At 73.6% G+C, this 22,856-nt stretch carries 18 protein-coding genes; 13 read left to right on the top strand and 5 right to left on the bottom strand.

Annotated elements, in window-relative coordinates; all coding sequences use genetic code 11:
• Positions 1 to 21 precede the first annotated feature (21 nt).
• Positions 22 to 630, bottom strand: a complete 609-nt coding sequence (locus ACZ6EM_RS22140) for a DUF4126 domain-containing protein (RefSeq protein ID WP_387694812.1) — start codon at positions 628 to 630, stop codon at positions 22 to 24.
• Between the two features lie 616 nt (positions 631 to 1,246).
• Between ACZ6EM_RS22140 and ACZ6EM_RS22135 the strand changes: the two genes are divergently transcribed.
• The 3 genes from ACZ6EM_RS22135 to ACZ6EM_RS22125 all read left to right on the top strand — a co-directional run bounded on the left by ACZ6EM_RS22135 (position 1,247) and on the right by ACZ6EM_RS22125 (position 3,503).
• Entirely contained in the window at positions 1,247 to 1,795 is a 549-nt protein-coding gene (locus ACZ6EM_RS22135) for an SAV_6107 family HEPN domain-containing protein (RefSeq protein ID WP_401055113.1), read from the top strand.
• Between the two features lie 67 nt (positions 1,796 to 1,862).
• Entirely contained in the window at positions 1,863 to 2,615 is a 753-nt protein-coding gene (locus tag ACZ6EM_RS22130) for a methyltransferase domain-containing protein (RefSeq protein ID WP_359897125.1), read from the top strand.
• A 498-nt stretch (positions 2,616 to 3,113) separates the two neighbouring features.
• Positions 3,114 to 3,503 (top strand): DUF3040 domain-containing protein, encoded by a 390-nt coding sequence (locus ACZ6EM_RS22125; protein WP_465773058.1) that lies wholly within the window; start codon positions 3,114 to 3,116, stop codon positions 3,501 to 3,503.
• Positions 3,504 to 3,596: 93 nt separating this feature from the next.
• Here ACZ6EM_RS22125 and ACZ6EM_RS22120 read toward each other — a convergent pair whose 3' ends face one another.
• From ACZ6EM_RS22120 to ACZ6EM_RS22105, 4 genes are all read right to left on the bottom strand, one after another.
• Entirely contained in the window at positions 3,597 to 6,026 is a 2,430-nt protein-coding gene (locus tag ACZ6EM_RS22120) for a transglutaminase TgpA family protein (RefSeq protein ID WP_465773057.1), read from the bottom strand.
• Entirely contained in the window at positions 6,023 to 7,345 is a 1,323-nt protein-coding gene (locus ACZ6EM_RS22115; protein ID WP_401051568.1) for a DUF58 domain-containing protein, read from the bottom strand. The genes ACZ6EM_RS22120 and ACZ6EM_RS22115 overlap by 4 nt, the downstream gene beginning before the upstream one ends.
• Before the next feature lies 1 nt (position 7,346).
• Positions 7,347 to 8,396, bottom strand: coding sequence for an AAA family ATPase (locus ACZ6EM_RS22110; protein ID WP_380357231.1), 1,050 nt, complete (start codon positions 8,394 to 8,396; stop codon positions 7,347 to 7,349).
• A gap of 289 nt (positions 8,397 to 8,685) precedes the next feature.
• Positions 8,686 to 9,228 (bottom strand): beta-class carbonic anhydrase, encoded by a 543-nt coding sequence (locus ACZ6EM_RS22105; protein WP_401051566.1) that lies wholly within the window; start codon positions 9,226 to 9,228, stop codon positions 8,686 to 8,688.
• A gap of 537 nt (positions 9,229 to 9,765) precedes the next feature.
• On the opposite strand from ACZ6EM_RS22105, the gene rsmH reads away from it, so the two are divergent.
• The 10 genes from rsmH to ACZ6EM_RS22055 all read left to right on the top strand — a co-directional run bounded on the left by rsmH (position 9,766) and on the right by ACZ6EM_RS22055 (position 22,581).
• A complete protein-coding gene (rsmH, locus tag ACZ6EM_RS22100) occupies positions 9,766 to 10,740 on the top strand; it encodes a 16S rRNA (cytosine(1402)-N(4))-methyltransferase RsmH (RefSeq protein ID WP_401053826.1) in 975 nt (324 codons plus the stop codon).
• Positions 10,741 to 10,872: 132 nt separating this feature from the next.
• Positions 10,873 to 11,409: a cell division protein FtsL gene (gene ftsL / locus ACZ6EM_RS22095; protein ID WP_387729413.1), complete on the top strand. Its 537-nt coding sequence runs from the start codon at positions 10,873 to 10,875 to the stop codon at positions 11,407 to 11,409.
• A gap of 73 nt (positions 11,410 to 11,482) precedes the next feature.
• A complete protein-coding gene (locus tag ACZ6EM_RS22090; RefSeq protein WP_465773056.1) occupies positions 11,483 to 13,717 on the top strand; it encodes a peptidoglycan D,D-transpeptidase FtsI family protein in 2,235 nt (744 codons plus the stop codon).
• A gap of 7 nt (positions 13,718 to 13,724) precedes the next feature.
• The gene (locus ACZ6EM_RS22085) at positions 13,725 to 15,377 is read left to right on the top strand and encodes a UDP-N-acetylmuramoyl-L-alanyl-D-glutamate--2,6-diaminopimelate ligase (RefSeq protein WP_401045156.1); all 1,653 of its coding nucleotides are present in this window, start codon (positions 13,725 to 13,727) and stop codon (positions 15,375 to 15,377) included.
• Positions 15,374 to 16,777: a UDP-N-acetylmuramoyl-tripeptide--D-alanyl-D-alanine ligase gene (locus ACZ6EM_RS22080; RefSeq protein WP_401045153.1), complete on the top strand. Its 1,404-nt coding sequence runs from the start codon at positions 15,374 to 15,376 to the stop codon at positions 16,775 to 16,777. The genes ACZ6EM_RS22085 and ACZ6EM_RS22080 overlap by 4 nt, the downstream gene beginning before the upstream one ends.
• On the top strand, positions 16,777 to 17,838 hold the full coding sequence (mraY, locus tag ACZ6EM_RS22075; protein WP_359827635.1) for a phospho-N-acetylmuramoyl-pentapeptide-transferase: 1,062 nt from the start codon (positions 16,777 to 16,779) through the stop codon (positions 17,836 to 17,838). The genes ACZ6EM_RS22080 and mraY overlap by 1 nt, the downstream gene beginning before the upstream one ends.
• A complete protein-coding gene (murD, locus tag ACZ6EM_RS22070; protein WP_465773055.1) occupies positions 17,835 to 19,283 on the top strand; it encodes a UDP-N-acetylmuramoyl-L-alanine--D-glutamate ligase in 1,449 nt (482 codons plus the stop codon). The genes mraY and murD overlap by 4 nt, the downstream gene beginning before the upstream one ends.
• Positions 19,284 to 19,385: 102 nt before the next feature.
• Positions 19,386 to 20,699, top strand: coding sequence for a putative lipid II flippase FtsW (ftsW, locus tag ACZ6EM_RS22065; RefSeq protein ID WP_359912816.1), 1,314 nt, complete (start codon positions 19,386 to 19,388; stop codon positions 20,697 to 20,699).
• A 6-nt stretch (positions 20,700 to 20,705) separates the two neighbouring features.
• On the top strand, positions 20,706 to 21,812 hold the full coding sequence (gene murG, locus ACZ6EM_RS22060) for an undecaprenyldiphospho-muramoylpentapeptide beta-N-acetylglucosaminyltransferase (RefSeq protein ID WP_359912813.1): 1,107 nt from the start codon (positions 20,706 to 20,708) through the stop codon (positions 21,810 to 21,812).
• Positions 21,805 to 22,581: a cell division protein FtsQ/DivIB gene (locus tag ACZ6EM_RS22055; RefSeq protein WP_401045145.1), complete on the top strand. Its 777-nt coding sequence runs from the start codon at positions 21,805 to 21,807 to the stop codon at positions 22,579 to 22,581. Before murG ends, ACZ6EM_RS22055 begins: the two co-directional genes overlap by 8 nt.
• The last annotated feature ends 275 nt before the right edge of the window (positions 22,582 to 22,856 follow it).

The following is a 22,856-nucleotide window of genomic DNA, read 5'->3' as shown; positions in this document are numbered from 1 at the left end:
GCCCCGATCCTAGGACGAGGTTTACGCCGTGCCCGCAGCGCCCGCCGCCCGGGCGGCCCTGCGCTCGCGGCGGCGGGCCCGGAAGGCGCGGATCTTCGTGATCGCCAGCCGGACCAGCAGCAGGCCGGCGACCAGGACCGCGGCGGCGACCGAGGCGGCCAGCCAGGGGTGGAAGATCGCCAGCGTGACCAGGCCGGCCACCGAGAGGTCCTCGGCCATGCTGACCACGATGTTGCTGACCGGTTCCGGGGAGGTGTTGACGGCCATCCGCAGCGAGGACTTCACCAGGTGGCTGACCAGCGCCGAGGTGCCGCCCATCGCGCCGGCCGCGACCTCGCTGAGCGAACCGGGGTCGTTGCTCGCGATCAGCACGCCGACGGTGGCACCGGCGATCGGCCGGATCACCGTGTGCACGACGTCCCAGACGCTGTCCACGTACGGGATCTTGTCGGCCACCGCCTCCAGCGCGAACAGCACGCCCGCCACCACCAGCACGTCCGTGCGCTCCAGCGCCTGCGGCACCGAGTCCGCGTCACCGAACCTGCCCAGCAGGCCCAGCAGCAGCACCACCGCGTAGGCGTTGATGCCGCTGGCCAGCCCGCTGGTGAAGATCAGCGGCAGGACCGTCATCGCGTCCCCCTCCTCGTCATCGCGTCCGCTCCTCGTCCGGCGGGGCCGGTTCCGCCCGGCCCCGCCGTACCGTACCGGCACCCGGGACGCCGTGGACGCACGTCGCGGTTCCGGCGGACGGCGGGCCGGGACGGACTGAGTACGGATACTCAGATTCGCGGTTGAGTACGTCAGCGGATGGCCGACGACCTGCGCGGACGGGAGAGTGGTGGCACCCGGGAGGGCGGCGCGTCGGGCGCCCGGCCCGCCCGGGCGGCGGATCCGTCCGTCTCCCGGCCGCGCAGGCCGGGGGAGGCGGCGGACGGACCGCCACGGGGCTGGTCGTGGTCCCCGCACCGCCGACACGGGGCGGCGGAGCGGGCCGGGGGGAGACCGGCCGCGAGGGGGAGTTCGCCGCCGCCGGCCAGGGGGTGGACCGGCGGAGCGACGACACGGCGGCGGCGCGGAACCGGGGGAGGGCCGCGCCCGCCGCCGCTACCCCGTTTCCGGACTCCCAACGGCACCTTCGCGCCGCAGGAGCGGCCTTCCGGGCCGGATTGTCAGTGGTGCCGTTCACGATGGAAGGGCACGGACCACCCGGTCCGCGCGCTGCCTCGGAACGGGGGAGACCATGACCATCAGTCGTCCTGAGCCCGTCACCGCCCGCCTCCACTCCGCCGCCCCGCCGCAGCTCCCGGGTCCGTCCGCCCGACGCCCCGCCGGAGCGGACGTCCACCCCGTGCTGCGCCGGACCGCCGCGCCGCCGGCCGCCCTCGACCTGCTCGCCGACGCCCACCGCACCCTCGTCCGGGCCGGCGCCCTGGAGGACCCGCTGGAGCGCTACGCCACCGCCCACCTGGCCGCGCTGCGCACGGTGGCGGCCGTCCTGGCGGTGCGCGGCCGCCCGGAGAAGAGTCCGCGCCGCCGCAAGGCCATCCGCAGCGCCTGGGAGGTGCTGCCCGAGGTGGCCCCGGAACTCGCCGAATGGGCGCTCTACTACGGCGCCGGCGCCCGCCGCCGGGCCGCCGCCGAGGCCGGGATCAGGGGCGCCGCCTCGGCCCGCGACGCCGACGACCTGATCCGCAACTCCGCCCTCTTCCTGCGCCTGGTCGAGCGGCTGCTCGGCCTGCCAGCCGCGCCGCCCCCGCCCCGGCTGCCACTGGAAGCCGACGAGCCGCCGGCCTAACAGGGTCCCCGCCAGGCTCTAAGGTGGAGGCATCCTGATCGAACTGCACGTGCCAAGGAGCCCCACCTTGTACCCGACGCGTCCCCGCAGTGCCCTGCGTACCGCCGTGGTGTGGGAGGTGGTCCGGGCAGCCCTGGAGAAGCGGGCGGCCGAGCTGGACCAGCCGGTGCTCGACGTGGTCGACACCGGCGGCGGCACCGGGAACTTCGCCGTGCCGGTCGCCAAGCTCGGCCACCGCGTCACCGTGGTCGACCCGAGCCCGGACGCCCTGTTCGCCCTGGAGCGCCGGGCCGCCGAGGCCGGGGTGACGGACCTGGTGCGGGCCGTCCAGGGCGACACCCAGACCCTGCCCGAGCTGGTCGCTCCCGGCAGCGTGGACGCGGTGCTCTGCCACGGCGTGCTGGAGGTCGTGGACGACCCGGCCGAGGCGCTCGGCAGCCTGGCCGGCACCCTGCGCGCGGGCGGTGTGGTCAGCCTGCTGGCGGCCAACCGCAACGGCGCCGTGCTGGCCCGCGCGCTGGCCGGCCACTTCAACGAGGCCCGCACCGTGCTCTCCGCCACGGACGGCCGCTGGGGCGCGCAGGACCCGATGCCGCGCCGCTTCACCGGCGAGGAGCTGGGCCGGCTGGCCGAGGCCGCCGGCCTGCGGGTGGAGTCGGTGCACGGCGTACGGGTCTTCGCCGACCTCGTCCCCGGGGTGCTGGTGGACGCCGAGCCGGGTGCCCTGGACGCGCTGCTGAAGCTGGAGGAGGCCGCCGCCGAGCAGCCCGCGTTCCACGCCGTGGCGACCCAGCTGCACCTGCTGGCCACCCTGGCCTGAGGCGTTCCGACCGGCACGCGCTCCTCTCAGGGCGCGTGCGCCCCTTCACGAACCCTGCCACCGTCGTACGGTTTTTTCGCACACCGTACGGCGGCGGTTCGCGTCCCGGAGGCCTGGCGGTTCCCCGCCCGTAGCCCGTCAGTGAGCCGGTCGGCCCCCGGTTGCTCCGCGCCGCCCGGTGGCAAACCTGCCCAGGTCCGGGACGATTCCATCCGATCGGGCACTTGTCCGGGGCGTGGCGCGTTGACTCCGATGCGGCCGTCCCCGCTCGAAGTGGCCCGTCCCACGCGGCGCAGACCACTCCGTAACGGGCCCACGGACCGTATGATCTGGGTAAAGCCGGAAAGCATGACAGCCGGACGCGTGGGGCATATGGACGACACGGGCCGGGTCCCCCGCACGGGCGTCCGACCGTGTGCCCCAAGGCTGATTGGACTTGCCTCCCCGACCGGGGTGGGCGGACCGGTCGCACGCGCGACCGACGAGTAGGAGGACTCCGTGCCGCTCTCGGAGCACGAGCAGCGACTGCTCGACCAGATGGAGCGAGCGCTGTATGCCGAAGATCCCAAATTCGCGTCTGCGCTTGAGGGAACCGGGCTGCGCACCTACACCCGTCGGCGGGTCTACCTGGCCGTCGCCGGCTTCGTGGTGGGCATCGGCCTGCTGATGGGCGGCATGGTCGTGCCGGATCAGATCTGGGTCAGCGTCGTGGGCTTCCTGGTGATGCTCGGATGTGCGGTGTTCGCCGTGACCGGCTGGCGCCGGGGGCCCGCGGGCCAGGGCGCCGGGGCCGGCCCGGCCGCCGCCCCGCGTCGCAAGGCCGGGATGATGGACCGGGTGGAGCAGCGCTGGCAGCGCCGTCGGGACGAGCAGACCGGGGGCTTCTGAGCCGCCCGGCCGATGGCCGGAGCCGATGGGTACGAAACAGACGAAGCCGGGGCGGGCAGTCGATCGACTGCCCGCCCCGGCTTCGTGTCCGGATCAGGACCCCGGCGTGGACCGCTTGCGCCGGGTGAAGACCCGCCGCACCGGTGCGCGGACCGCCTCGACCGCCCGGCCGGCCCGGCTGCCGACCGCCGCCCGGGCCGCCCGCACCGCGTCGGAGATCCGCCACCACAGCTGGGCCGAGGACGGCGGCAGCAGCAGCGCCCTGGTCCGCCCGGCCCGGCCGGCGCTCGCCCGCAGCCCGCGCCGGACGGTGCGGACGTCGGAAGCCAGCGGCTCCGTGGTGGGCCGCCCGGGCGGGGCGTAGAGCACCCGCTCGGTGGCCAGCGCCAGCCGGCCGGTGGCGGCCGAGGAGTCCGCGTCCAGCTGCGCCTTCTCGGTGATCCGGCGGGCCGCCGAACGCGGGGTGCGTGACTCGTCCGGGGGAATTCCGAGGTCCCAGGCGGAGTCGATCAGCTCGTCCCAGGCGGCCAGCACCTGGGCGTCGGTCAGCTCCGCGGGCCCGCTCCCGCCGGGCCCGCGCCGGCCCCCGCCGCCCAGTCGGCGGCGGCGCACGGCGGCGCGCCAGAGCATCGGGGCGAGCAGCAGTGCGATCAGCACGAGCACCGCGGCCAGGGTGCCGAGCACCTGTGGGGAGAGCAGCCAGGACTCCTCGGCGGCCGTGGCGACGGCCTTGCCCTTGGTGTCGCACTCGCCCAGCTGGCGCTGCTTGGGGGTGCAGTCCGAGCTGGAGGTCGGCGCGGGGGCGGCCGAGGCGCTCTGCGGGGCGGCGGTCGCCTGCTGGGTCGGCGCGCTGGTCGGGGCGCTGGACGCCTCGGTGTAGCGGGCCGGGACGCCGCGGCTCGGGGTCGGCTCGAAGCGCAGCCAGCCGTAGCCCGAGAAGTACAGCTCGGGCCAGGCGTGGTACATCCGGCCGGTCACCGAGTAGACGCCGCCGCCCTTGCTGTCACCGGGGGTGAAGCCGACGGCCACCCGGGCCGGGATCTTCAGCACCCGGGCCATCGCCGCCATGGTGGAGGCGAAGTGCACGCAGAAGCCGCGGCGGTCGCGCAGGAAGACGGCGATGGCGTCGCTGCCGGTGCCGCCGTTGACCGCGGTGTCGTACGTGAAGTCCGGCCCGGTGAACCAGTTGACCAGCGCCGTCGCCCGGTCGTAGTCGTTCCGGGCGCCGGCGGTGACGGCCCTGGCCTTCTCGGCGACCACCGGCGGCAGGTCGGCCGGGACGGCGGTGTAGTGCTCCCTGATGTCCTGCGGCGCGGTGGCCGCCAGGCGCAGGTCGTTGGCGCCGGGCCGCAGGTCCAGGGCGCTGACGTGGTAGTTCAGGCCGCGGATCGCCTTGTCGTTGGCCGGCAGGACGGTGCGGGTCAGCGGGTCGAGCTTCCAGTCGCCGGGCTTGGGGACCTGGACGGAGGCGGCCGGGTAGGGCATCGGCAGCCAGCTGCCCTCCAGCCGGTCGCCGATCTTGAAGTCGCCCTCGATCCGGGGGAGCTGGGCGTTGCGCAGGCCCTCGGGGGTGGGCAGCGTCGCCGGAAGGTCGGTGACCGTGGTGCTGCCGAGCTTCCAGTTGGTGCCGTCGAACTGGTCGAGCGAGCCGGTCCGCAGATAGGTCTGATCGGCCAGCGAGCTGTCCAGGGTGTAGGTGAGCAGCTCCGCGTCGGTCGGCTTGGTGACCGCGGCCTCCAGGCTGACCAGCGGGTCGAGGCTGGTCGACAGGCTCCCGCCGACGCCCTTGCCCTTCGACCCGCCGGAGCCGGAGTTCAGCAGTCCGGAGCTCCAGTGCGGCAGGACCACCGGCAGCAGCAGCGCCACCGCCAGGGCCAGCACGCCGACCTGCCGGCCGGCCGGGCTGACCCGGCCGGACTCCACCGAGCCGCGCGCGCCCCCGTAGAAGACCCGGCCCCAGCGGGAGACCCGGTCCTGGCCCTCGGCGAACAGCAGCAGCAGGTAGCCGGCCGCGGCGACGGCGAACCAGACCCAGCTGCCGTGCTCCCCGGCCAGGCCGTTGCCGACCGAGTACAGGGCCAGCAGCGGCAGCCCGGCCAGCGCCGATCGCCGGTAGGTCACCGCGACGGTGTCCACCGCGACGGCGATCAGGCCGATCGCCGAGACCAGGATCAGCCGCAGTCCGGCGGTGGGCGGAGCCGGGATGGCGTACTGCTGTATGTCGTCCAGGCCGGCGGTGAGGACCTGGTCCAGGACCCGCATCGTGGCCGGCCCGGGCAGTACCCCGCCGGCGCCCGCGAAGCCGAGCAGCAGCAGCAGGAGCAGCACCAGCAGCTGCCCGACCGGCACCGTCCAGCGGTACAGCGGGGAGCGGCGCAGGCCCGCGCCGACCGCGGAGATCACGGCGATCACCAGGACGGCGTGGGTGAACCAGCTGCGGGTGGTGAGCAGCGGCATCATGCACAGCGAGGCGAGGGCGGTGGCCAGCGCCGAGTACGCGGTCAGTTTGGCCCGGGTGGTCACGCGCCGGCCTCTTCTCGGTAGGGGGCGGTCGTCCTGCTGCCGTCGGCGGCCCGCCACAGGTCCGGTACGGAGTCCCCGGCCCGCACCGGGATCACCGTCCACCCGGACTCGCGCAGTTGCCGGACCCGGGCCCGGAAGTCGTCGCCGCCGGTGTCCGGGGCGAGCATCCGCAGGCCGGCCCAGGTGCCGGTGTCCAGCAGGAGGGCGATCGCCCCGCCGGCGCGGCTGCGCAGCCGGCCCAGCCGGGTGGCCTGGGCGTCGTCCAGGTCGCCGAGGACGGCGACCAGCAGGCCCTCGCCGCCGGCACGCAGCGGATCCTCGGCGCGGGAGAGGGTGCCGCCGTCGGACAGGTCGGCGACGGCGAGGGCGTCCAGGATCAGCCCGGAGGTGGCGGCGCTGCCGTGGCCGCCGCCCGTGCCGGGCGCGGGCACGGACAGCCCGGTGTCGGTGAGCAGCCGGGTCTGGTAGCCGCGCTCCAGCAGGTGCGCGCAGACCGAGGCGGCGCAGCCGACCGCCCACTCGAAGGAGGAGGCGGGGCCGCTGCCCCGGTGGGCGATCTCCCGGGTGTCCAGCACGACGGTGGCCCGGGCCTGCCGGGGCTGCTCCTCGCGGCGCACCATCAGCTCGCCGTACCGGGCGGTGGAGCGCCAGTGCACCCGGCGCAGGTCGTCGCCGGGCCGGTACTCGCGCAGGATCACGTCGTCGTCGCCGGCCAGCGCCAGGGTGCGGCTGTGGCTCTCGCCCTGGCCGATCCACTCGCCGCTGAGCCGTACCGACGGCAGCGCCTGGACCTGGGGGACGACGGTGAGGACGTCGGAGGCGGTGAAGGCGCGGGTCACCTCGCACATCCCGAACGGGTCGGACAGCCGCAGCTGGAGCGGCCCGAGCGGGTAGCGGCCGCGCAGATCGGAGCGGACCCGGTAGGAGACCTCGCGGTGGCCGCGCGGCTCGACCCGGTCCAGCACGAAGCGCGGGCGCGGCCCGAGCACGTACGGGACCTTGTCCTCCAGCAGCAGCACGCCGGTGGGCACCCGGGACACGTTGTCGACCCGCAGGTGGACCCGGGCCTCCTGGCCGGCGACGGCCCGGCGCGGGCTGAGCCGGCGTCCGCTGGCCACCCGGTAGCGGGTGTTGGCGACCACCACCACGGCGACCAGCGGCAGGGCGGCGAGCAGGACGCCGACGCGCAGCAGGGCGTCCTGGTCGAGCAGGTAGGAACAGACCACCGCGGTGACCCCGGCGGCGAGGAAGGACCGCCCCCGGGTGGTGAGACCGCGGAACCCGGCCCGCAGTCCCGAAGCGGAGTCGGACTGGGTCACCTCAGCCCCTCCGGACGGCCGGGCCGCCCTGCGGGCGCGGCAGCGGCAGCCGGGCGACCAGGTCGGTCACGATCTGCTCGGAGGTGCGGCGGCTGAGCTGGGTCTCGGCGGTCGGCATCAGACGGTGCGCCAGGACCGGGACGGCGAGGCGCTGGATGTCGTCCGGGGTGACGTAGTCGCGCCCGTCCAGCGCGGCGGCGGCGCGGGCGGCCCGGACCAGGTGCAGGGTGGCGCGCGGGGAGGCGCCCAGGCGCAGTTCCGGGCTGGTGCGGGTGGCGCCGACCAGGTCGACGGCGTAGCGGCGGACCGGGTCGGCGATGTGCACGCCGCGGACCAGGTCGATCAGCTTGAGGATGTCGGAGGCGTGCGCGACCGGCTGGAGGTCCTCCAGCGGGCTGGCGCCGGCGTGCACGTCCAGCATCGCGAGCTCGGCCTCGGGGCTGGGGTAGCCGATCGAGATCCGGGCCATGAAGCGGTCGCGCTGGGCCTCCGGCAGCGGGTACGTGCCCTCCATCTCGACCGGGTTCTGGGTGGCCACGACCATGAACGGCGAGGGCAGCTCGTAGCTGGTGCCGTCGATGGTGACCTGGCGCTCCTCCATGGACTCCAGCAGCGCGGACTGGGTCTTGGGCGAGGCGCGGTTGATCTCGTCGCCGACCACGACCTGGGCGAAGATCGCGCCCGGGCGGAACTCGAAGTCGTGCCGCTGCTGGTCGTAGATGTTGGTGCCGGTGACGTCCGAGGGCAGCAGGTCGGGCGTGAACTGGATGCGGCGCACGGTGCAGTCGAGCGAGCGGGCGAGCGCCTTGGCCAGCATGGTCTTGCCGACGCCGGGCACGTCCTCCAGCAGCAGGTGGCCCTCGGCGAGCAGGACGGTCAGGGCGATCCGGACGGCCTCCGGCTTGCCCTCGATCACGCTCTCGACGTTGGCACGGACGCGGTCGACGACCGCGGCGAGCTCGGGGAGCCCGACCGGCTGGTACCCGTTCGCCCTCTGCTGCTCGCCCCCCGCAGGACTGCCGAGTCCGGCCTGATCGTTGTAGCTCGTCACCCGTTTACGCTCCCTGGCACCCTGTGCCCGCCCCGTCCCGAGGCCGGGCCCCACCCCATGCTTGACGCGGCCGTCCCGGGGGCGGTTCCGAACAAGGATCCGGCGCCGGGAAAGGCGGCCTGCGGCCTGGCCGCCCCAGGTGGTTCGGGGTCCGACCGGCAGGCGCATTCTCCCCCGCGGGATGGCCAGAAGTCACCATTCGGCGGTTCCCGAATGCCTGGACCGCGGGTGGCCCGTCCGCTCGTCTCCGGGCGGCTGTGGCGGGCCCGGGGACGAGCGGACGGAGAACTCAGTCGATCTCGCGCAGCAGGCCGGTGTGGACGTCGAAGACGAAGCCGCGGACGTCGTCGGTGTGCAGCAGGAAGGGAGAGGTGCGGACGCGCTGCATGGACTGGCGGACGTCGCCGTCCAGGTCGACGAAGGCCTCCACCGCCCACTGCGGGCGCTGGCCGACCTCCAGCTCCAGCTCGCGGCGGAAGTCCTCGGTGAGCCCGAGCAGGCCGCAGCCGGTGTGGTGGATCAGCGCGATCGAGCGGGTGCCGAGGGCGCGCTGGCTGATGGTCAGGGAGCGGATGGTGTCGTCGGTGACGACGCCTCCGGCGTTGCGGACGACGTGCGCGTCGCCGAGTTCGAGGCCGAGCGCCGCGAACAGGTCGAGGCGGGCGTCCATGCAGGCGACCACGGCGATCTTCTGCACCGGGCGGGCGTCCATCCCGCCGTCCTGGAAGGTCACGGCGTAGGTGCGGTTGGCCGTGACGAAGCGGTCGATGACGGTGGGTCTGGCAGGGGCGGCAGCGGCGTTCGGCGAGGGCCGGTCGGGTGTCACTGTCATGGTGGCGACGTTAGTGCGGATCGGGACCGCGCGGTGGGGCGGGGAGCTACAGAACCGGGCGCCGCGATCGGGTGCATCGCCACAACCGGAGGGTTCGCCCGGGCTGGTACGGGGTGACCCGCACGCGGGGCGGGGAGGGGGCGCGCGCCGGCCGCCGAAGGCCCCCGATCCGTGCCGCCACCGGTCCACCCGCACGCCCGCGACCTGCGGTGATCCGTACCGCCGCCCGGGTGGTGCGCCGGAGCGGACCATTGACTGGCAAGGCCCGCGCGATAGAGTTTGCGGCGCAGTGGAGCACACCCGCCGGGGCCCGTCAACCGGGCCTTCCCGGCCGGTGCGGCCCGGTCGACGCGGTCCGTGGCCTCCTCCCGCTCCGTGCCCACCTGGCGCACCTTCCCCGGCGCCGGGCGGTCACGACCTTCCCCTTGAGCGGGCGGGGACCACGGGCCGCTTCGTCGTGCCGGGGCGCGGTGGGCGAGAATGGTCGCAGCTCCCGGACGTCGGGCTGCTCCGCACCGAGGAAGGGCGCCACCGCGCATGACCACCAACGAACCGGGCCCCAAGCACGTTCCGGTGATGCTCCAGCGGTGCATGGACGCCCTGGCCCCGGCGATCTCGCGCCCCGGTGCCGTCGTGGTCGACGCCACCCTCGGCCTCGGCGGGCACAGCGAGGCGCTGCTGACCCAGTTCCCGCAGGTGCGGCTGGTCGCGGTGGACCGCGACCCGGTGGCGCTGAAGCTGTCCGGCGAGCGGCTGGCCCCGTTCGGCGACCGGGCCACCCTGGTGCACGCGGTCTACGACGAGATCCCCGAGGTGCTGGAGCGCCTGGGCATCGACGAGGTGGACGGCGTCCTGTTCGACCTCGGCGTCTCCTCGATGCAGCTGGACGAGGCCGAGCGCGGCTTCGCGTACGCGCAGGACGCGCCGCTGGACATGCGGATGGACCAGACCCGGGGGATCAGCGCGGCGGAGGTGCTGAACACCTACAGCCACGGCGACCTGGCCAGGATCCTCAAGGTGTACGGCGAGGAGCGGTTCGCCGGGAAGATCGCCTCGGTGATCCTGCGGGAGCGGGAGAAGGAACCGTTCACCAACAGCGCGCGTCTGGTCGAGTTGGTGCGCAACGCCATCCCGGCGGCGACCCGTCGGACCGGCGGGAACCCGGCCAAGCGGACGTTCCAGGCGCTGCGGATCGAGGTCAACGGCGAGCTGGAGGTCCTGGACCGGGCGATCCCGGGCGCGCTGGACGTCCTCGCGGTGGGCGGCCGGATCGCGGTGATGTCCTACCAGTCGCTGGAGGACCGCCTGGTCAAGCAGTGCTTCGCCGCCGGTGCGACCACCACCGCTCCGCCGGGCCTGCCGTTCATCCCGGAGGAGCACCAGCCCTGGCTCAAACTGATCACTCGCGGTGCCGAGCTGGCCACCGAGGAGGAGATCGAGGAGAACCGGCGTGCCGCGCCCGTGCGGCTGCGGGTGGCGGAGAGGATCAGGGACCGTAGCAAGCGGGGCTGACGAACCGGTCCCGGCGGGTCCGAAGGGCGGAGGAGAGCGGTGGGGCCGGTGGCCGGTGAGGTCCGGGCGGGGCGGGGAGGACTCCCGAGGCAGGGCAGGGCACGGATCACGGTCCGGCCGGGCAGGCGCCCGGTGCGGAGGCGCACGCCGTTCGCGGTGCTCATCGTGGTGCTGCTGGCGGCCGGGCTGCTCGGCCTGCTCACGCTGAACACCGCGCTCAACGAGGGCTCCTTCGAGCTGTCCCGGCTGCAGAAGCAGACCACGACGGCGACCGACGAGCAGCAGGGCCTCCAGCACGAGATCGACCAGAGCTCGGCGCCGGACGCGCTGTCGCGGCGCGCGGCCGAGCTCGGCATGGTCCCGGCCGGCGGCATGGCCTTCCTGGACGTTCCGAACGGCGGCAAGGTGATCGGAACCCCGGGCCCGGCGCAGGACAGCCCGCCGGTCAAGCGGTCCACGGCCGAGCCGTGGCCGACCAGGGCCCAGCCGAGTGCCGCCCAGCCCGGTGCCGGACCGTCGCCGGCCGCGCCGCAGCCGGGCGGTGCCCCGTCGCCGGCCGCCCCGCCGCCGGCGCCGACCCCGGCGGCGTCCGCCGGTGACTCGGTGATCCAGCTCAACCCGGTCCCGCCCGCCGCGGGCGCGAAGCCGAGCGGGGGTGCCGGCCGGTGAGCGGGCGGAACGGGCGAACCGTCAACAGGTACGAATGGTGCGAAGCGTCCGCCGAGCGCAGCGAGGTGGTCGCATGAGCACTCCACGTCAACCCACCAGTGGGTCCAGCGGGTCCGGTGGCGGCAACGGCCGCCGTCCGGTGCCCCGCGGCGGCGCGCCGCGCGCGCAGTCCGGCTCCGGCCGCGGCCAGCCGGTCAAGGGTCAGCCCGCGAAGGGTCAGCCCGCGAAGGGCCAACCGGCCAGGAGCCAGCCGGCGAAGGGTCAGCCCGCCCGCAGCCAGTCGGCCAAGGCCCAGCCCGCCAGGTCGGCCTCCGTCGGCCGTACCCCGCGGGCGCCGCAGCAGCGCGGCCCCGAGGGACGCCCGCCGGCCCGCAGCCAGGCGGCGGTGCGCCCGCGGAGCCGTCCGTCGCTGCGCCCCAAGGCGCTCAAACTGGCCGAGCCGAAGCGCCGGCTGCGGGTGATCAGCGTGGTGCTGTCGCTGGTGTTCTCCGTCTTCGCGGGCCGCCTGGTGCAGCTCCAGCTGGTGGACGCCGACGCGCTGGCCGCCGACGCCAACACCAACCGCTACCTGAACATCCCGATCACCGCCGAACGCGGCTCGATAACGTCCTCCGACGGGGTCTCGCTGGCGGCCACCGTCGACGCGTACGACATCACCGCCGACCCGGCGATGTTCACCCCGGAGGCGACCGGCATCCCGGACGCGCCGGAGCAGGCGGCCGCGCTGCTGTCGCCGATCCTCGGCGTGCCCAAGGAGAAGATCGCCGCCGACCTGCACACCCCCAAGAGCCGTTACAAGCGGCTCGCGGCCCAGCAGACCCCGGCCGCCAAGAAGCAGATCAGCGACCTCAAGTCGGGCCTGGAGAAGCAGGCCGGCTCGCGGGCCTGCCAGGCCCAGAAGAGGCTGCTCGGCAAGCCCGCCGACCAGGGCGGACGCACCCGGGTGGACAACGAGTGCGCCAACCCGCTGGCCGGGGTGTTCAACCGGGAGACCCAGAAGCGGATCTACCCCGCGGACGGGTTGGCGGCCAACCTGGTCGGCTTCGTCAACGCCGAGGGCGAGGGTGCCGGCGGCCTGGAGCTCCAGTACCAGAAGCTGCTGGCCGGCAAGGACGGCCACAGCAGCTACGCCCAGTCGGGCGGGCGGCTGGTGCCCACCGCGGGGGGCTCGATGGAGCCGGCCGTGCCGGGCGACGACGTGAAGCTGACCATCAACCGGGACATCCAGTGGGCCGCCCAGCGGGCGATCACCGACCAGCTGGCCAACTCCGGCGCGGAGAAGGGCTACGTGGTGGTCCAGGACGTGAAGACCGGTCAGGTCCTCGCGATGGCCACCGCGCCCGGCTTCAACCCGAACGACCTGAGCCTGTCCAAGCAGGCGCAGCTGGGCAACCCCGCCCTGGCCGACGCGTACGAGCCGGGCAGCACCGCCAAGCTGATGAGCCTGGCCGCCGTGCTGGACTCCGGCAAGGCCACCTGGGACACCAAGGTCACCGTGCCCAACCGGCTGGTCCGGGCCGGGCAGCAGTTCAAGGACGACATCGACCACGACCCCTGGTACCTGACCCTGGCCGGGGTGCTCGCCAAGTCGTCCAACATCGGCACCATCGAGGCGGTCGAGACCCTCGGCGACGGCGACCAGCTGAAGGCCAACCAGGTGCTGGACGGCTACATGCGCAAGTTCGGCGTGGCCCGGCCGACCGGCCTGGGCTTCCCCGGGGAGACCCCCGGGATGCTCAAGAAGCCGGAGGACCTGGTCGCCTCGGAGAAGTACAACATCTCCTTCGGCCAGGGCCCGCTGCAGATGAACGCGCTGCAGGCCACCTCGGTCTACTCCACCATCGCCAACGGCGGGGTGAGGGTCGCGCCCAGCATCGTCCAGGGCGTCACCGACCCGAACGGCAAGTACACGCCGAGCGCGCCGGGGGAGCAGACCCGGGTGGTCAGCCCGGAGACGGCCAAGACCCTCACCTCGATGCTGGAGTCGGTCGTCGACGACGAGCAGGGCACCGGCGGCAAGGCCGCCATCTCCGGCTACCGGGTCGCGGGCAAGACCGGCACCGCCAACCGGGGCGCCGCCAACGGCGTCGGCTACGACGGCTACACCGCCTCCTTCATCGGCTTCGCCCCCGCCGACGCCCCCCGGTACACCGTCTCCTGCACCCTCCAGGGCCCGGTCAACGGCCACTTCGGCGGCCAGCTGTGCGGCCCGGTGTTCAAGCAGGTGATGGAGTTCACCCTGAAGACCATGCAGGTCCCGCCGAGCGGCAGCCAGGCGCCCAACCTCACCGTCGACTGGAAGCCGTGAACGAGCGATGAGCAACGAACCGGCCGGGCCGGAGCACGGCGCGGCGAAGGGCCGGTTTGGCCCTGGACACCCTTCGGCGGATAGCCTTCCCGCCGTGCCGAAACCCGATCAAACCACCGTGAGTCCGCCCCGCCCGACCGGGACCACCGCCCTGCCGCTCGCCGAGCTGGCCGCCGAACTGGGCCTGCCGCCCGTCGAGGGCGGCGCCGTCAGCGGTGTCACCCACGACTCCCGCGCGGTCCGCCCGGGCGACGTGTACGTGGCCTTCCCGGGCGCCAACCACCACGGCGCGGCCTTCGCGGCCAAGGCCGCGGAGTCCGGCGCGGTGGCGGTGCTCACCGACCCGGCCGGCGTCGAGCAGGCGGCCGCCACCGGCCTGCCGCTGCTGGTCGTCGACCGGCCGCGGGCCGTCATGGGCGAGCTGGCCGCGATCGTCTACGGCCGCCCCTCCCGGCGGCTGCTGATGCTCGGGCTGACCGGCACCAACGGCAAGACCACCACCTCCTACCTGGTCGAGGGCGGCCTGCGCGGCGCCGGGCGCAGCCCGGGCGTGATCGGCACCGTCGAGATGCGGGTCGGCGAGGAGCGGATCAAGAGCGAGCGCACCACCCCCGAGGCCACCGACCTGCACGCGATCCTCGGCGTGATGGCCGAGCGCGGCGCCGACGCGGTGACCATGGAGGTCTCCAGCCACGCCCTGGTCTTCGGCCGCACCGACGGCGTCGCGTACGACGTCGCGCTGTTCAACAACCTGACCCCCGAGCACCTCGACTTCCACCCGGACATGGAGGACTACTTCCAGGCGAAGGCCCGGCTCTTCCAGCCCGGCAAGTCCCGCCGGGGCGTGGTCAACCTGGACGACGAGTACGGCCGCCGGCTCGCCGCCGAGGCCGAGATCCCGGTGACCACCTTCTCCGCCACCGGCGCCGCCGGGGCCGACTGGCGGGCCGTGGACGTCCGACTCGGGCCGGTCGGCTCCACCTTCAGGGTGCTGGGCCCGGACGGCGCCGAGGCCGACGCCTCCGTCCCGCTGCCCGGTCCGTTCAACGTCGCCAACGCGCTCGCCGCGATCACCGTGCTGGTCGCCGCCGGGCTGCCGCTGGAGCGGGCCGTGGCCGGCGTCGCCGCCGTCCCCGGCGTGCCCGGCCGGCTGGAGCGGGTGGACGCCGGACAGCCGTTCGTCGCCGTCGTCGACTACGCCCACAAGCCGGACGCCCTCCAGGCCGTCCTCGCCTCGCTGCGCCAGGTCACCGAGGGCCGGCTGCACGTCGTGGTCGGCTGCGGCGGCGACCGCGATCCGCACAAGCGCGGCCCGATGGGCGCCATTGCCGCCCGCCTGGCCGACACCGCCCTGCTGACCAGCGACAACCCGCGCAGCGAGGACCCGTTGGCGATCCTCGCCACCATGCTGACCGGCGCCGCCGCGGTGCCCGAGGCCGAGCGCGGGGCCGTCCTGGTCGTCCCCGACCGGGCCGAGGCGATCGCACTCGCCGTCGCCCGCGCCCAGGCGGGGGACACCGTGCTGGTGGCCGGCAAGGGCCACGAGCTCGGCCAGTACGTACGAGACGAGATCCGCCCCTTCGACGACCGGGAGGTGCTGCGCGAGTCCATCGCGCGGACCGCGGCCGCACGGGGCGACCGAGGAGTAGAGCAGCAGTGATCGCACTGACCCTCGCCGAGGTGGCCGCCGCCGTCGGAGGCACGCTGGACGGCGCCGACCCGGACGCCCTGGTCACCGGCCCGGTCGAGGTCGACTCGCGGAAGGTGGTCCCCGGCGGCCTGTTCGCGGCCTTCGTCGGCGAGCACGTGGACGGCCACGACTACGCGGCCAAGGCGGTCGGGGACGGCGCCGTCGCGGTGCTGGCCTCCCGTCCGGTCGGCGTGCCCGCCGTCCTGGTCGACAGTGTGGTGGAGGCGCTCGGCAGGCTGGCGCGCGCCGTGGTAGCCCGTGCCGAGGGCACCGCCGTGGTCGCGCTGACCGGCTCGGCCGGCAAGACCAGCACCAAGGACCTGATCGCCCAGCTGCTCCAGCGCCACGGCGAGACGGTCTACCCGCCCGGCTCGCTCAACAACGAGATCGGCCACCCGATGACCGCGCTGCGGGTCGAGGCCGGCACCCGGCACCTGGTGATGGAGATGGGCGCCCGGCACAAGGGCGACATCGAGTACCTCACCTCGATCACCCCACCCCGGATCGGCCTGGTCCTCAACGTCGGCACCGCCCACGTCGGCGAGTTCGGCTCCCAGGAGGCGATCGCCGAGGCCAAGGGCGAACTGGTGGAGTCGCTGCCCGCCGACGGTGCCGCGATCCTCAACGCGGACGACCGGCTGGTGCGCGCGATGGCCTCCCGCACCAAGGCGAAGGTGGTCCTGTTCGGGGAATCACCGGACGCCCACGTACGGGCCACCGACGTTCGCCTGGACGCCACCGGGCGGCCATCCTTCACGCTCACCACCCCGGCCGGTTCCGCGCCCGTGCAGCTGCGCCTGTACGGTGAGCACCACGTCTCGAACGCCCTCGCCGCCGCCGCGGTGGCGGTGGAGCTCGGGATGTCCGTCGACGACACCGCGGCAGCCCTGGGCGAAGCGGGTGCGCTGTCCCGCTGGCGCATGGAGGTTGTCGACCGGGCCGACGGTGTCACCGTCGTGAACGACGCCTACAACGCGAACCCCGACTCGATGCGGGCCGCGCTGCGGGCGCTCGTCTCGATGGGCGGCCGGGGCCCGGAGCGCCGCCGCACCTGGGCGGTGCTCGGCGAGATGCGGGAGCTCGGCGAGGAGAGCCTGGCCGAGCACGACGCCATCGGGCGGCTCGCGGTCCGGCTCGACGTCACCAAGCTGGTGGCGGTCGGCGGACGCGAGGCGGCCTGCATGGAACTCGGCGCGAGGAACGAAGGTTCGTGGGGTGAGGAGTCGGTGCTGGTGTCCGACGCGGACGCGGCGGTCGAGCTGCTGCGCAGTCAGCTGCGGCCGGGGGATGTGGTCCTGGTGAAGGCTTCCCGTTCGGTGGGGCTGGAGAAGGTGGCCGAGGCTCTCCTGGCGGACGGTGTGGCCGAATAATGAAGCAGATCCTTTTCTCCGGGATGATCGGTCTCATCCTGTCGCTGCTCGGCACCCCGGCCCTGATCAAGGTGCTCGCGAAGCACGGCTACGGCCAGTACATCCGTGACGACGGTCCCAAGGCGCACCACAGCAAGAAGGGCACGCCCACCATGGGCGGCATCGCCTTCATCCTGGCGACCCTGATCGCGTACTTCGCCACGAAGGCGATAACGGGCGAGAGCCCGACGGCCTCCGGGCTGCTGGTGCTCTTCCTGACCGCGGGTCTCGGCCTGGTCGGCTTCCTGGACGACTACATCAAGGTGGTCAAGCGTCGCTCGCTGGGCCTGCGGGCCAAGGCGAAGCTGGCCGGCCAGTCGATCGTCGGCCTCGGGTTCGCCGTCCTGGCGATGCAGTTCCCGGACGACCGCGGTCTCAACCCGGCGTCCCAGAGCCTGTCCTTCGTCCGGGACTTCAAGTGGGCGATCGGCCCCGTCCTGTTCGTCATCTTCGCGTACTTCATGATCGCCGCGATGTCGAACGGCGTGAACCTGACGGACGGTCTGGACGGCCTCGCCACCGGTGCCTCGGTGATGGTCTTCGGCGCCTACACCTTCATCGGCATCTGGGAGCACACCCAGAGCTGCGCCTACGCCATCACCGCGACCGCCAACTGCTACGACATCCGCGACCCCCTGGACCTCGCCGTCGTGGCCTCCGCCCTGATGGGCTCCTGCTTCGGCTTCCTGTGGTGGAACACCTCGCCCGCCAAGATCTTCATGGGTGACACCGGCTCGCTCGCCCTCGGCGGCGCCCTGGCCGGTCTGGCGATCTGCTCCCGCACCGAGCTGCTGCTCGCCCTGCTCGGCGGCCTCTACGTGATCATCACCCTCTCGGTGATCATCCAGGTCGGCTCCTTCCGGATGACCGGCAAGCGCGTCTTCAAGATGGCGCCACTGCAGCACCACTTCGAACTCAAGGGCTGGACCGAGGTCCTGATCGTGGTCCGGTTCTGGATCATCCAGGGTCTGTGCGTCGCCGTCGGCCTCGGACTGTTCTACGCGGGATGGGTGACCGGATGACCGACCCCGACCTGACCAACCCGGAGTTCGGCGGCCTGCCGGTCGCCGTCGCGGGGCTCGGCGTCTCGGGCATCAGCGCCGCGCGCGTCCTGCGCGGCCTCGGCGCCCGGGTCACCGTGGTGGACGGCGGCAGCGGGCCCGGCCTGGTCGCCCGGGCCGCCGAGCTGGAGGCGCTGGGCGTCACCGTGCGGCTCGGCGACGGGGCGAGCCTGCCCGAGGGCACCGAACTGATCGTCACCTCGCCCGGCTGGGCGCCGGACAGCCCGCTGTTCGCCGCCGCCGAGGCGGCCGGGGTGCCGGTCTGGGGCGACGTCGAGCTGGCCTGGCGGCTGCGCAGGCCGCTGCCCGGCACCGGCGAGCCCGCCCCCTGGCTGGCCGTCACCGGCACCAACGGCAAGACCACCACCGTCCAGATGCTCGCCTCGATCCTCACCGCCGCCGGCCGGCGCACCGCCGCGGTCGGCAACGTGGGGGTCTCGGTGCTGGACGCGGTGCTCGCCGAGGAGCCGTACGACGTGCTCGCCGTCGAGCTCTCCAGCTACCAGCTGCACTGGGCGCCCTCGCTGCGCCCGTACTCGGCGGTGGTGCTCAACCTGGCACCCGACCACCTCGACTGGCACGGCTCGATGGAGGCGTACGCCGCCGACAAGGGCCGGATCTACGAGGGCAACGTCGTCGCCTGCGTGTACAACCTGGCCGACCCGGCCACCGAGGCGCTGGTCCGCGAGGCCGACGTCGAGGAGGGCTGCCGGGCGATCGGCTTCGGCCTCGGCGCGCCCGGCCCGTCGAACTTCGGCGTGGTGGACGGACTGCTGGTGGACCGGGCCTTCGTCGAGGACCGGGCCAAGAACGCGGCCGAGCTGGGCGCCGTCGAGGACGTCAACCCGCCGGCCCCGCACAACATCGCCAACGCGCTCGCCGCGGCGGCGCTGGCCCGGTCGTACGGCGTCGACCCGAAGGCCGTCCGGGAGGGCCTGCGGGCCTTCCGCCCGGACGCCCACCGGATCGCCGAGGTCGGCGTGGTCCGCGAGGTCGCGTACATCGACGACTCCAAGGCCACCAACACCCACGCGGCGGCCGCCTCGCTGGCCGCCTACCGGCCGATCGTCTGGATCGCCGGGGGCCTGGCCAAGGGCGCGACCTTCGACGACCTGGTGCAGGGCGCGGTCGAGCGGCTGCGCGCGGTGGTGCTGATCGGCGAGGACCGGGCGCTGATCCGGGAGGCGCTGGAGCGACACGCTCCGGATGTGCCGGTGATCGAGGCGGCCGAGGGCCAGACTGGCGCGGTGGCGATGGCCGAGGTCGTTCGAACGGCCGCGTCGCTCGCCCGATCGGGTGACACGGTGCTGCTGGCACCGGCCTGCGCCTCGATGGACATGTTCACCAACTACGGCGAGCGCGGCGACCTCTTCGCGGCGGCCGTCCGGGAGCTGGCGGGCGAGTAGGCGGTCCGGCGCGGGCGTCGGACGGAGAACAGTGAGCGGGGAGCGGTGGCGGGGCAGGGCAGAGCGGATTCCGGCGTTGAGAAGCGGGACGCCGCCGAGCCGATGAGAGTGATCTCCGCCACCACGACCAAGTACAAGTCGGCCGGTCCACTGGCCCGCGTCCAGGCCTTCCGGGCCCGGGTCCGGTACTGGCTGGACCGGCCGCTCACCCCGTACCTGCTGGTCGTCGGCAGCACCCTGCTGCTGGTCGTGCTCGGTCTGATGATGGTCTTCTCGGCCTCGCAGATCCTCGCCCTGAACCAGCACCACACGGCGCAGTACTACTTCCTCAAGCAGTTGATCGCGGCCATCCTCGGCCTGGTCCTGCTGATCGGCTTCGCCTCCGTCCCGGTGGCGGTGCTACGGGTGATCACCTACCCGGTGATGATCGCTGTGATCGGCGCCCTCACGCTGGTGGCCATCCCCGGCATCGGGGTGCGGATCAACGGCAACCAGAACTGGCTGGACTTCGGCTTCTTCCAGTTCCAGCCCTCGGAGTTCGCCAAGCTCGCGCTGGTGCTCTGGGGCGCCGACCTGCTCGCCCGCAAGCAGAAGGCCGGCACCCTCAACTCGTGGAAGCACCTGCTGGTGCCGCTGGTGCCGGGGGCCCTGCTGCTGCTCGCGCTGATCATGTTCGGCGGCGACATGGGCACCTCGATGATCCTGGTGGCCATGGTGTTCGCGCTGCTCTGGATGGTCGGCGCGCCGCTGCGGCTGTTCGTGGCCACCCTCGGGGTGGCGGTGGTGGTCTGCACCGCCCTGGTGGTCACCGTGCCGCACCGGGCGGAGCGGCTGAGCTGCATCGGCGTCACCAAGCTCGACCCGGAGGGCGCCTGCTTCCAGGCCCTGCACGGCGTCTTCGCGTTCGCCAACGGCGGCGGCTTCGGCACCGGCCTCGGCGCCGGCGTGGAGAAATGGGGCCAGCTGCCCGAGGCGCACACCGACTTCATCTTCGCCGCGACCGGCGAGGAACTCGGTCTGGTGGGGACGCTGTCGGTCCTCGGTCTCTTCTCGGCACTAGGCTACGCGGGTATCCGTGTGGCCATCGGTACGAAGGACCCCTTCGTCAGGTACGCCGCGGGAGCCGCCACCACCTGGATCATGGCGCAGGCCATGATCAACCTGGGGTCGGCGCTGGGACTGCTGCCCATCGCGGGCGTCCCGCTCCCGCTGTTCTCCTACGGCGGTTCCGCCATGCTGTCGGCCATGTCCGCGATCGGAGTGCTGCTGTGCCTGGCGCGCAGCACCTCGGGCGCGAAGGCGGCCCTGGCCGCCCGGAGCAAGAACTCCCGGATCAGGAGACAACTGGCCCGGGTGCTGCCACGACGACGAACCACAGCGCGCCCGGCCCCGGGGCCGGCACGCAGGGAGCGGTGAATTTCGGTGCATGTCGTACTCGCCGGCGGGGGGACCGCCGGTCACATCGAGCCGGCCATGGCCCTCGCGGATGCCCTCCGCAGGCACGACCCGTCCGTCGGGATCACCGCCCTGGGCACCGAGCGCGGACTGGAGACCCGGCTGGTCCCCGAGCGCGGCTACCAGCTGGAGCTCATCCCGGCCGTGCCGCTGCCCCGCAAGCCCACCCCGGAGCTGATCACCGTCCCCGGCCGGCTGCGCGGCACCGTCCGGGCCGCCCAGGAGATCATCGAGCGGGTCAACGCGGACGCCGTGGTCGGCTTCGGCGGCTACGTCGCGATGCCCGCCTACCTGGCCGCCAAGCGGGCCGGCGTGCCGATCGTGGTGCACGAGGCGAACGCCCGCCCGGGCCTGGCCAACAAGATCGGCGCCCGCTACAGCGACTTCGTGGCGGTCTCCACGCCGGACAGCAAGCTGCGCGACTCCCGGTACATCGGCATCCCGCTGCGCCGGACCATCGCCACCCTGGACCGCGCCGCGGCCCGCCCCGAGGCCCGCCACTACTTCGGCCTCGACCAGCGGCTGCCCACCCTGCTGGTCTCCGGCGGCTCCCAGGGCGCGCGCCGGCTCAACGAGACGATCACCGCGATCGCCCCGCGGCTCCAGCAGTACGGCGTGCAGATCCTGCACGCGGTCGGCCCGAAGAACGAGCTGCCGCAGGTGGCGGACGTCCCCGGGATGCCGCCGTACCGCCCGGTGCCGTACCTGGACCGGATGGACCTGGCCTACGCGGCCGCCGACATGATGCTCTGCCGGGCCGGCGCCATGACGGTGGCCGAGCTGGCGGCCGTCGGCCTGCCCGCCGCCTTCGTCCCGCTGCCGATCGGCAACGGCGAGCAGCGGCTGAACGCCCAGCCGATGGTCAAGGCCGGCGGCGGCCTGCTGGTGGACGACGCCGAGCTGACCCCGGACTGGGTGCTCCAGAACGTGCTGCCGGTGCTCACCGACCCGCAGCGGCTGTGGGACATGAGCCGGTCGGCCGCCGAGTTCGGCCGCCGGGACGCCGACGACCTGCTGGTCGGCATGGTCTACGAGGCGATCCAGGCCCACCGCGGCGGCCGCCGCCGTGGCTGACGGCCGGCTCGCCGACCCGTTGGAGGAGGAGTTGGAGGTGGAGGAGTCCGCTCCCCGCCTCCGGCTCTCCCGGCGGGGCATCGTGGTGCTGGGCGTGCTCGGCGCCACGGTGCTCGGCGTGCTGGCCTGGCTGGTGTTCTTCTCCTCGGTCCTGGACGTGCGCAGCGTCGCGGTCCAGGGCATGAGTGACGACAAGTTGACGGCGGACCAGGTCCGCGCGGCGGTCGGCGGGCTCGGTGACGGCCCGCTGGCGCGCGTGGACCTGGACGACGTCCGGCACCGGGTGGAGGGGATCCCCCGGGTGGCCGAGGCCGAGGTGTGGCGGGGCTGGCCGCACACCCTGCGGGTGAAGGTCGTCCAGCGCAAGGCGGTGGCCGCCGTCAAGGGGGATGACGGCCAGTTCACCCAGGTGGATGCCGGGGGCGTGAGCTTCGCCACCGAACCGGCTCCGCCGGAGGGCGTTCCGGTGGTCGAGCTGCGACTCAGTCAGCAGGCGAACGACGTGGACGGGGTGATCTCCCGTCCGCAATTGGTGCAGGGCGCGGTGGCGGTGGCCGCCGGGCTGCCGCCGGAGGTCGCCAAGCGGGCCGGCTCGGTGCTGGTCCACTCCTACGACGACATCGAGTTGCAGCTCAGCGGGGGTGCGACGGTGCGCTGGGGGAGCCCGGAGCAGATCGACCGGAAGGCCAGGGTGCTGGTCGCACTGATGAACCAGAAGGGCACGAACTTCGACGTGACGGCGCCGGAGGCGCCGGCGGTGTCGGGATGATCCGGTAGGTTCTCTGCCTGAGGGAGGGGTTGACGCCTTGAAGTGTCGGCCCGACTCTTGGTGGTCACCCCCGGTTTCCTATGCCGGCCGATGATCACATAGGCTCAAAAGAAAAAGGGAAGCTCGGCGTGTTCGTTGAAACGCGTGCCCGGAGCCACCTAGTGTCCTGTGTCACCAGACTGTGTTTCCTGGTGATGTGACGGAGACACAGAACTAACCCTAAAGGTCAAGTTTAGGGTTGGGGTCGGCGGTCGGCATTTCGGACATTCAGTCAG

This window comes from Kitasatospora sp. NPDC041917 (assembly GCF_055589745.1).
The sequence above is the reverse complement of the archived record's forward strand: the minus strand, read 5'-3'. Positions and strand labels throughout refer to the sequence as shown.

What these genes read in the sequence shown, in the direction of transcription:
- ACZ6EM_RS22140 (WP_387694812.1), bottom strand. Translation starts at nt 630, where the DNA reads ATGACGGTCCTGCCGCTGATCTTCACCAGCGGGCTGGCCAGCGGCATC.
- ACZ6EM_RS22105 (WP_401051566.1), bottom strand. Translation starts at nt 9,228, where the DNA reads ATGACAGTGACACCCGACCGGCCCTCGCCGAACGCCGCTGCCGCCCCT.
- rsmH (WP_401053826.1), top strand. Translation starts at nt 9,766, where the DNA reads ATGACCACCAACGAACCGGGCCCCAAGCACGTTCCGGTGATGCTCCAG.
- ACZ6EM_RS22090 (WP_465773056.1), top strand. Translation starts at nt 11,483, where the DNA reads ATGAGCACTCCACGTCAACCCACCAGTGGGTCCAGCGGGTCCGGTGGC.
- ACZ6EM_RS22085 (WP_401045156.1), top strand. Translation starts at nt 13,725, where the DNA reads ATGAGCAACGAACCGGCCGGGCCGGAGCACGGCGCGGCGAAGGGCCGG.
- mraY (WP_359827635.1), top strand. Translation starts at nt 16,777, where the DNA reads ATGAAGCAGATCCTTTTCTCCGGGATGATCGGTCTCATCCTGTCGCTG.
- murD (WP_465773055.1), top strand. Translation starts at nt 17,835, where the DNA reads ATGACCGACCCCGACCTGACCAACCCGGAGTTCGGCGGCCTGCCGGTC.
- ftsW (WP_359912816.1), top strand. Translation starts at nt 19,386, where the DNA reads ATGAGAGTGATCTCCGCCACCACGACCAAGTACAAGTCGGCCGGTCCA.